General features: G+C 74.8%; 10 protein-coding genes. All 10 read right to left on the bottom strand.

The genetic code is table 11. The features are described from left to right. On the bottom strand, positions 1-1,722 hold a 1,722-nt coding region (locus Q6969_RS09980), incomplete at its 3' end, for a PH domain-containing protein (protein ID WP_317230303.1). Then, positions 1,719-2,207 (bottom strand): PH domain-containing protein, encoded by a 489-nt coding sequence (locus Q6969_RS09975; protein WP_317230302.1) that lies wholly within the window; start codon positions 2,205-2,207, stop codon positions 1,719-1,721. The genes Q6969_RS09980 and Q6969_RS09975, both read right to left, overlap by 4 nt. Before the next feature lie 32 nt (positions 2,208-2,239). Then, positions 2,240-2,722 (bottom strand): DUF3180 domain-containing protein, encoded by a 483-nt coding sequence (locus tag Q6969_RS09970; protein WP_094115249.1) that lies wholly within the window; start codon positions 2,720-2,722, stop codon positions 2,240-2,242. Continuing rightward, positions 2,719-3,621: a 2-amino-4-hydroxy-6-hydroxymethyldihydropteridine diphosphokinase gene (gene folK, locus Q6969_RS09965; protein ID WP_317230301.1), complete on the bottom strand. Its 903-nt coding sequence runs from the start codon at positions 3,619-3,621 to the stop codon at positions 2,719-2,721. Before folK ends, Q6969_RS09970 begins: the two co-directional genes overlap by 4 nt. Further along, positions 3,618-4,328, bottom strand: coding sequence for a DUF3592 domain-containing protein (locus Q6969_RS09960; RefSeq protein WP_317230300.1), 711 nt, complete (start codon positions 4,326-4,328; stop codon positions 3,618-3,620). Before Q6969_RS09960 ends, folK begins: the two co-directional genes overlap by 4 nt. A 4-nt stretch (positions 4,329-4,332) precedes the next feature. Beyond that, positions 4,333-5,202, bottom strand: a complete 870-nt coding sequence (gene folP / locus Q6969_RS09955) for a dihydropteroate synthase (protein ID WP_317230304.1) — start codon at positions 5,200-5,202, stop codon at positions 4,333-4,335. Positions 5,203-5,231: 29 nt separating this feature from the next. After that, positions 5,232-5,822, bottom strand: coding sequence for a GTP cyclohydrolase I (gene folE, locus Q6969_RS09950; protein WP_317230299.1), 591 nt, complete (start codon positions 5,820-5,822; stop codon positions 5,232-5,234). A gap of 4 nt (positions 5,823-5,826) precedes the next feature. Further along, the gene (gene ftsH, locus Q6969_RS09945) at positions 5,827-7,827 is read right to left on the bottom strand and encodes an ATP-dependent zinc metalloprotease FtsH (RefSeq protein ID WP_317230298.1); all 2,001 of its coding nucleotides are present in this window, start codon (positions 7,825-7,827) and stop codon (positions 5,827-5,829) included. 157 nt (positions 7,828-7,984) lie between these two features. Then, positions 7,985-8,536, bottom strand: a complete 552-nt coding sequence (gene hpt / locus Q6969_RS09940; protein WP_317230297.1) for a hypoxanthine phosphoribosyltransferase — start codon at positions 8,534-8,536, stop codon at positions 7,985-7,987. A 1-nt stretch (position 8,537) separates the two neighbouring features. Further along, positions 8,538-9,055 (bottom strand): TilS substrate-binding domain-containing protein (locus Q6969_RS09935; RefSeq protein WP_317230296.1); only part of this gene is annotated, 518 nt, incomplete at its 5' end.

Here is a 9,055-nt window from a genome sequence, read left to right as displayed (position 1 = left end):
CTCGGGGGCGGAGGCGGAGGCGGGCTCGGGGGGGGAGGCGGAGGCGGAGGCGGTCGGGGAGGCCGGCGCCGGCCAGTCCCCGGACCCCGCACCCCAGTGCGCCGACGTGTCGGAGCGGGCGGAGGCGACCGCGGCCGCGACCAGGCGGGTGGAGAGCTCCATCCCGGTCGCGCGGTCGATGGCGCCGAGGCGCGTGTCCACGGGACCGGCGACCGTGGCGGCGCGGACCGAGACGAGGTCGAGGCGGCGGTCGACGGGCCCCTGCGCGAGGTCGACGCCCTGGGTGCGCGCGTGGGGCACGATCACGAGGCGGCGCCAGATCACGCCGCGGCGGACCAGGAAGGCGGACGCGTCGACCGCGAACCCGGTGCGGCGCCAGGAGAAGGGCTTGAGGATGCGCGCGCGCCGCGGCGACGTCGTGAAGCCGTCGTCGGTGCCGCCGCGGCCGGTCATGCCCACGTCGACTAGCGCGAGCGCCTGCTCGCCCACCAGGTCGGGGAGCACCAGGCCGAGCACGCGGTCCACGTCGCGGCGGTCGCCGACGGGGAGGATCGAGGTGTTCTGCTGCCCCGCGGCGCCGGGCGCGGACGAGTGCGAGGCGCGCGTGATGCGGATCTCCCACCAGCCGGCGGCCCGCCAGAGGAGCGGCTGGACGACCTCGACCGCGTGGATCCGGCCGGGCGGGATGGTGTCGTTGCTCGTCGACAGCAGGCCGAAGCCCACGCGCACGCCGTCGGGCGTGCCGGCGACGCTGTAGCGGAGCGAGCGCGTGATGCGCCGCACGAAGAAGCCGGCGGAGCCGAGGAGGGTCGGCAGCAGCGGCACGAGCAGGTACCAGGCCTCGAAGCGCACGATGAGCGGGATCCCGACCACGACGAACAGCACGAGCACGACCGTGGGCGCCGACAGGAGCACGGCCCCTACGAGGCGCGGGATCGGGATGCGCACGACCGACTGCGGCGGCGCGGCGTCGGGGTCGAGCTCGGGCGCCAGGAAGTCGTCGACGCGGGCGCCCACGAAGCCGCGTGCGGCGCCGGCCGGGCCGGACGCGGGAGCGGGACGGGACCCGGCCGCCTCGGCGCGCGCGCCCGACGCGAGGCGGAGGACCCGCAGCCGGAACGCGTCGGCGTCGCGCGAGCGGAGGTACTGCAGCGGCAGGTTGGCGTCGTTGCCGGCCACCTGGATCTCGAGCTTCGCCGCGCCGATCAGGCGGGCGACCACCGGTCGCACGATGTTGACGCCCTGGATCCGGTCGAGCCGGGCCCGCCGGTTGGTGCGCGAGAGGATGCCGCTGCGAACCTCCACGGTCTCCTCCGTGACGCGGAACGTGTGCATGCGCCACGACAGGTACGAGACGCCGACCGCGAGCAGGGTGAAGGCGAGGAGGCCGAGGATCACCCAGATCAGGCTGCCGGTCTCGACGAGCATCGGGATGAGGTCCTGCTCGCCGTCGCGGCGCTGACCGGGCACGAACTGCTCCACGAGCTGCTCGCGCAGGGACGACAGGAGGAAGCCGATGACGACGAGGAAGACGATGCCGCCGCGCAACAGCGGCGTGGCGGGGTGGAGGCGGTGCCAGTCGCCGTCGGTCAGCTCCTCGGCGATGCGCGCCTCCGCGGCGGGGCCGGCGGGCGCGGCGGGCGCGACAGCCCGGTCGTCCGCGGACTCCGGGATCCGCGGTGCGCGCGCCGGGTCCGGCTCCCCCGGCGTCGGGTCGGTCACAGCCCGGCCCGGCGGGTCTCGGCGAGGGCAACAAGGTGGTCGCGCAGCTCCTCGGCGTCCGCGTTCGTGAGGCCGGGGATCTGGATGGCCGCGGCCGCCGCCGCCGTGACGAGCTTGAGGTCGGCGAGGCCGAGCGCCCGGCCGACGGGCCCGCGCGTGATGTCGACCAGCTGCATCCGGCCGTACGGCACCGCGACGACGCGCGTCCACATGATGCCCCGGCGGAACACCAGGTCGTCCTCGCGCAGCTGGTAGCCCATCGCGCGCACCCGGCGCGGGACGACGACGAGCGTCACCACGAGCTCGACGAGCGCCGCGGCGCCCAGCACGATCGGCAGCCACCGGGGCGCGTCGACCGCGTACAGGAAGGCGGCGACGCCGCCGAGGACGAGGGCGGTGATCACCCCGCCCACCAGCTCGACGCCGATGAGGCGCGGGGAGACGCGGCGCCAGGAGACGCCGTGCGGGTCGACGTTCGCGGTCACGGGGGCTCCTCGGGGTGGGTGCGGCGGTGGGCCTAGGAGAGCTCGCGCGCCGGGTCCCCGGGACGCGTGTCGTCCCGGTCGTCGGGAGGGACCGTGCACCAGTGCTCGGCGACCAGCCCGGCGACGAGCAGGACGACCGCTCCCACCGTACCGGCCACTGCCAGCCCGACGGAGGACGCGCCGGGCAGCACGGGCCGGGCCAGCACGAAGGCCAGCACCCCGCCCGTGATCCCCGTCAGCAGCGCCCCCGCGAGCGCCGACGCCTTGGCGAGCAGCACCACGCGCGTGGCGCGGAACGGGTCGACGCGTCCCGGCGTGCGGCCGAGCGTCGAGCGTCGGATGGGACGGGCGAGCGCGAGCAGGACGATCCCGACGATGAGGAGGGTGGCGCCGAGGGTGAGCGGCGGGATGAGGAGCGCGCGCCCGCTCATGAGGAGCGCGTTCTCGGCGAACCAGCCGACGGCCGCACCCGCGATGAGCAGGGCGACCAGGGTGGTGGAGCGCGTGCGGGTCATCGGCCGGCCTCGGCGGGGCCCGTGGATCCCGCGGATCCCGCTGCCTCGAGGTCCCGCAGCAGCGCGTCCACGCGGCCCCGGCCCGGCAGCTCCGCGTCCGGGTCCGCCTGCAGCCAGGGCCCGAGGACGAAGGCGCGCTCGGCGGCGCGCGGGTGCGGGAGCGTGAGGCGGTCGTCGTGGATCCGCGCGTCGCCGAACGCGACGACGTCGAGGTCGATGGTGCGGTCGCCCCAGCGCTCGTCGCGCACGCGGCCGAGGTCGCGCTCGATGGCGGCCAGCGCGTCGAGGAGCGCGTGCGGGCCGAGGCCGGAGTCGACCAGCACGACGCCGTTGAGGTAGCCGGGCTTCGTCGGGTCCTCGCCGGCGGGCGTCACGGCGACGGACTCCACGAGCTCGGAGGAGCGGACGACCCGGAGGCCGGGCACGCGGCCGATGCGGGCGACGGCGTCCTCGATGGTCGCGCGGCGGTCGCCGAGGTTCGACCCGACGGCCACGACCGCGCGCACGGGCGCACCCGGCTCGGGGAGCGTCGACGCGCGCTCGATCACGACGGCGACGTCGTCGAACGGCACGGCGATCGGCGCGTCCGGCTTGTGCACGGTGACGCGCACGGACCGGGCGACGGCGTGCGCGAGCACGACCGCCGCGACGCGCTCGGCCAGCGTCTCGATGAGATCGACGGGATCCCGGCCCACGGCCGCCGCGACCTCCTCGGCGAGCTCCCCGTAGTGCAGGGTGCGGCCCAGCTCGTCGCTGCCGCCCGCGGGGGCGAGGTCGAGGGCGACCTCGAGGTCGATCACGAACGCCTGCCCGTCGCGACGCTCCTCCGCGTGGACGCCGTGGTGCGCGTGGACGCGCAGCCCGGTGAGGACGATGCGGTCGGTCGGGAGGGCGGTCACCACGAGCGGCCCACGACGATGGAGGGGAGGTCGCCCGGGTCGGTCGGGTCGTACCAGAGCGGGAGCTTGCCGCCGACGGCGGGCAGCAGGCGGTCGGCCGTGGTGACGGTGCGGGTCACGTGGTGGTCGCGTCCGTCGGCGTCCGTGAAGGCCACGGTGAGGCGCGCGCGGACGGCGTCGCCGGATCCGTCCAGGCGCTGCACGGCGGTGACGATGGCCGCGGTCCGGCGGCCCGTCTCGGTGACGCGGCGGGCCGTGGCGGCGAGGCGCGCCACGCGGCGCTGCACGACGGCCCACGCGACGGCGGCGGCGACGCCGAGGACGACGAGCACCGCGGCGACGAGACCGAGGGCGCCGTGGGACGCGTCCCCGTCGCCGGCCGTGGCGGCGAACGGGAGGGCGCCCACGATGCCCAGCGCGGTGCCGAGGAGCACCACGGCGACCGGCCAGAGGACGGCTCCCGCGGTGGTGAGGACGGGCGACAGCAGCACGACGGAGGCGTAGACGGCGCCGAGCGACCCGAGGAGGCCGAGCACGGCGGCCGCGACCTTCACGACCACGACGGCCGTGGCGGCGCCTCCGGCGAGGTCGGCCGGGAAGGTCAGCCCGGCGCCGAGGACCACCGAGGCGATGAGCGCGGCCACGGCGATGCGCACGAGCAGCCCCTGCGGGGAGACGACGACACGGTCCTGGCTCACGGCGCTCATGCTCCTACTCTGACAGACCGGCGGCGGCCGACCACCCGGCGGCGGCCGGTCGCGCGGAGCCGGCGGCAGGGGTCGCGTGCCCGGCCTCGGCGCGTCCGCGCGCCCACGCCTCCTCCACCGCGAGCGCGACGCGGGTGGATCCGACGTCGTGCACGCGCACGGCCCACGCCCCGGCGCGCGCGGCGAGCGCGCTGACGACGGCCGTGGGCACGTCCCGGTCCTCGACGGCGGCGCCGTCGGGCAGCAGGCGCCCGAGGAAGCGCTTGCGGGAGGCGCCGACGAGCACGCGGTGACCGAGGCCGGTGAACGCCTCGAGGGATCCGAGGAGCTGCCAGTCGTGCGCGGCGTCCTTCGCGAAGCCGAGGCCCGGGTCGAGGACGATGCGCGCGGGATCCACCCCGGCGGCGACGAGCGCCTCGACGCGGGCGCGCAGCTCGTCGCGCACCTCGCCGACGGTGTCCGCGTAGGACGCGCGCGCGCCCATCGTGTCGCTGTGGCCCCGCCAGTGCATGGCCACGTAGTCGACGTCGACGCCCGCGACGACCGCCGCCATCCGCGGGTCGGCCAGACCGCCGGACACGTCGTTGACGATCCGCGCACCGGCGGCGACGCACGCCGCGGCGGTCGCCGCGCGCATGGTGTCGACGCTCACGACGAGGCCCTCGGACGCGAGCTCGCGGACGACGGGCAGGACGCGGGCGAGCTCCTCGTCGGCGTCGACGCGGCCGGCTCCCGGCCGGGTGGACTCCCCGCCCACGTCGACGACGTCCGCGCCCGCCGCGACCAGCCGCCGGGCGTGCGCGAGCGCGTCGTCGAGCGCGAGGTGGCGTCCGCCGTCGCTGAAGGAGTCGGGGGTGGCGTTGAGGATCCCCATCACGAGCGCGCCGGACGACGGGGCGCGGGTCACGGCCGGTCCCGGCCGGCGGCGACGGGCAGCAGCGCGAGCACCTCCGCGCGCGCGGACGCCTCGGCGAGCGAACCGCGCGCGGCGATGGTGATGGTGGTGCTCCCGGCCTGGCGCGTGCCGCGCGCGGTGACGCAGCCGTGCGTCGCGTCGAGGATCACCGCGACGCCGCGGGCGCCGAGGCCCTGCTCGAGCGCCTCGGCGATCTGCTCGCCGAGCCGCTCCTGCATCTGCGGGCGGGAGGCGAGGTCGTCCACCACGCGCGGCAGGCGGCCGAGGCCGACGATGCGCTCCCCCGGCACGTACGCCAGGTGCGCGACGCCCGTGAACGGGAGCAGGTGGTGCTCGCAGATGGAGCGGAACGCGATGCCCGTGACGATGACGGGCTGCGGCGCCGCCGCCGTCTCCGGGAGCGGGAAGGTCTCCCGCAGGTGCCGGAGCGGATCCGTGCCGACGCCCGCGAAGAACTCGCCGTAGGCCTCGGCGACCCGGGCCGGGGTGGTCGCGAGGCCCTCCCGGCCCGGGTCCTCGCCGATGGCCAGGATCAGCTCGGACACGGCCGCCTCGATGCGCGCCCTGTCGACGCCCACCGGGTCAGGCCGTCGCGGGACGCGGGAAGGGCGAGCGCTTCGGCTTGCCGGCCGGCGGCTCCGAGTCGACCGCGCCGTCGACGACGCCCTGGTCGATGGGCGCCTTCTGCGGCATGGGCACGGGCGGCAGGTCCGACAGCGGGCGCTTGTCGCTCGACAGCCACTGCGGCCGAGGCGGCAGCTTCCGCACATCGGCGAAGATCGCGGCCAGCTGGTCGTGGTCGAGCGTCTCCTTCTCGAGGAGCTCGGTGGCCAGGTGGTCGAGCACGTCGCGGTTGTCGTTGATGACCTGCCACGCCTCGTCGTGGGCGCCGTCGAGGAGCGCGCGCACCTCGGCGTCGACCGTGAGGGCCATGTCCTCCGAGTAGTCCCGTCCCCCGCCGAGCTCGCGCCCGAGGAAGGGCTCGCCGGAGCTGGAACCGAGCTTGACGGAGCCGACCTTGGCGCTCATGCCGTACTCGGTGACCATGCGGCGGGCCGTGGACGTGGCCTTCTCGATGTCGTTCGAGGCGCCGGTGGTGGGGTCGTGGAACACGATCTCCTCCGCGACGCGGCCGCCCATGGCGTACGTGAGCTGGTCGAGCAGCTCGTTGCGGGTGACCGAGTACTTGTCCTCCAGCGGCAGCACCATCGTGTAGCCGAGGGCGCGGCCGCGGGGCAGGATCGTGACCTTGGTCACCGGGTCGGTGTTGTTCATCGCCGCCGCCGCGAGCGCGTGACCGCCCTCGTGGTACGCGGTGATGAGCTTCTCGTGGTCGCGCATGATGCGGCTGCGGCGCTGGGGCCCGGCCATGACGCGGTCGACGGCCTCGTCGAGGGCGCGGTCGTCGATGAGCTGCGCGTCGGAGCGCGCCGTGAGGAGCGCCGCCTCGTTGAGGACGTTGGCGAGGTCGGCGCCGGTGAAGCCCGGGGTCTTCCGCGCGAGGACCTCGAGGTCGACGCCCGAGGCCAGCGGCTTGCCGCGCCCGTGCACCTCGAGGATCTGCCGGCGGCCCTGCAGGTCGGGGGCGTCGACGCCGATCTGGCGGTCGAAGCGGCCCGGGCGCAGGAGCGCGGGGTCGAGGACGTCGGGCCGGTTGGTGGCCGCGATGAGGATGACGTTGGTCTTGACGTCGAAGCCGTCCATCTCCACCAGGAGCTGGTTGAGGGTCTGCTCGCGCTCGTCGTTGCCGCCGCCCACGCCGGCGCCGCGGTGGCGGCCGACGGCGTCGATCTCGTCGACGAAGATGATGGCCGGCGCGTTCTGCTTGGCCTGCTCGAAGAGGTCGCGCACGCGGCTCGCGCCCACGCCCACGAACATCTCGACGAAGTCGGATCCGGAGATGGAGTAGAAGGGCACGCCCGCCTCGCCGGCGACGGCGCGCGCCAGCAGGGTCTTGCCGGTGCCGGGAGGGCCGTAGAGCAGCACGCCCTTGGGGATGCGGGCGCCGACGGCCTGGAACTTGGCGGGCTCCTTGAGGAAGTCCTTGATCTCCTCGAGCTCCTCGATGGCCTCGTCCGACCCGGCGACGTCGGCGAACGTCACCTTCGGGGAGTCCTTCGAGGCGAGCTTCGCCTTCGACTTGCCGAACTGCATGACGCGGTTCCCGCCGCCCTGCATGCCGGAGAACATGATCCAGATGAAGAAGCCGATGAGCAGCAGCGGCAGCAGGATGCTGAACGCCGACAGCAGCCAGCTCGGCTGCGGCACCTGGTCGTCGAAGCCCTCGGCGGGGTTGGCCTCCGTGATGGCGGCGACGATCTCGGTGCCGCGCTGGGCGACGTAGTTGAACTGCACCATGGTGCCGTTGTCGCCGTCGGCGTTCGCGAGCGTGAGGTCCACGCGCTGCTCGCCGTCGATGATCTTGGCGGAGGCGACCTCGCCGTCCTGGATCAGCTCGAGGCCGTGCTGCGTGGTGATGGTCTTGTAGCCGGATCCGGTGATGAGGCTGAAGCCCACCGACACCACGACGATGGCGAGGACGACGATGAGGATCGGGCTGCGGAGGAGTTTCTTGAAGTTCATGAGCGTAGGGGCGCGGGCCCGACACCTTTCTGCCCGTGCCGCGCCGTACGGCGACGAGATGTCTCGAGGATACAAGCGGCTGTCTGGGCGTGGCCGCGGTGTTCGCCGCCAGCCGAACGTGCGCCGCCCTGGAGCCGGATAAGAGGAGAGGGGCGCGTCAGCTGTAGACGTGCGGCGCGAGGATGGCCACGTCGCGCAGGTTCCGGTACCGCTCCGCGAAGTCCAGGCCGTAGCCGATGACGAAGTCGTTCGGGATCTCGAAGCCCACGTAGCGCACGTCGACCGCGATCTTCACGGCCTCGGGCTTGCGGAGGAGGGCGCAGACCTCGACGCTCGCGGCGCCGCGGGAGCGGAGGTTCGCGAGGAGCCAGGAGAGCGTGAGGCCGGAGTCGATGATGTCCTCGACGATGAGCACGCGGCGGCCCGTGAGGTCGGCGTCGAGGTCCTTGAGGATGCGGACGACGCCGCTGGACTTCGTGCCCGACCCGTAGGAGCTGACGGCCATCCAGTCCATGTGCACCGGCAGGGCGAGCTCGCGGGCGAGGTCCGCCATGACCATGACCGCGCCCTTGAGCACGCCGACGAGGAGGAGCTCCTCCCCCGCGTAGTCCCGCTCGATCTCGCGGCACATCTCGGCGATCCGTGCGTGGATCTGCTCCTCGGTGTGCAGGACCTCGGTCAGGTCGTCGGCGATGTCGGTGGATCTCATGTCACTCTTCCGTCGTCCTGGCGCTGAGGACGATGAGCTCGTCCCTGCGTACGACCCTAACGCCCGGCAGGTCGACCGGCCCCTGCCCGTGCCAGTCGGTCACGAGCCGCGCGACCTCCAGGACGTGCGTCCGGGAGAGGTGCGCGGCGAACTCCTCGCGGGCTGCGAGGCGGATCAGCCGGTGCCGCAGCGCGGGCGGAGCGGCCCGGAGCGCGGCGACCTCGAGCGAGATGCCGGCCTCGGCGTGGTCGGCGATCTCCTCGACCATCTCGGCCGCGAAGAGCTCGAGCGCGTCGTCGTCCTCGCGCAGCTGGTCGGCCGTGCGCGCGAGCGCCTCGGCGATGCCCGGGCCGATCTCGCGCTCGAGGACCGGCAGCACGTCGTGGCGCACGCGCACGCGGCGGTACGCGGGGTCGGCGTTGTGCGGGTCCTGCCACGGGTCCAGGCCCTGGTCGGCGCAGGCGGCGCGCGTGGCGGCGGCGCGGATCCCGAGCAGCGGCCGCAGGTAGACGGCGTCCG

The organism is Clavibacter sp. MX14-G9D (assembly GCF_032917815.1).
In the GTDB taxonomy this organism is placed as follows: Bacteria; Actinomycetota; Actinomycetes; order Actinomycetales; family Microbacteriaceae; genus Clavibacter; species Clavibacter michiganensis_K.
Note: the sequence above shows the minus strand (reverse complement) of the source record. Positions and strands in the feature narration are given on the sequence as shown.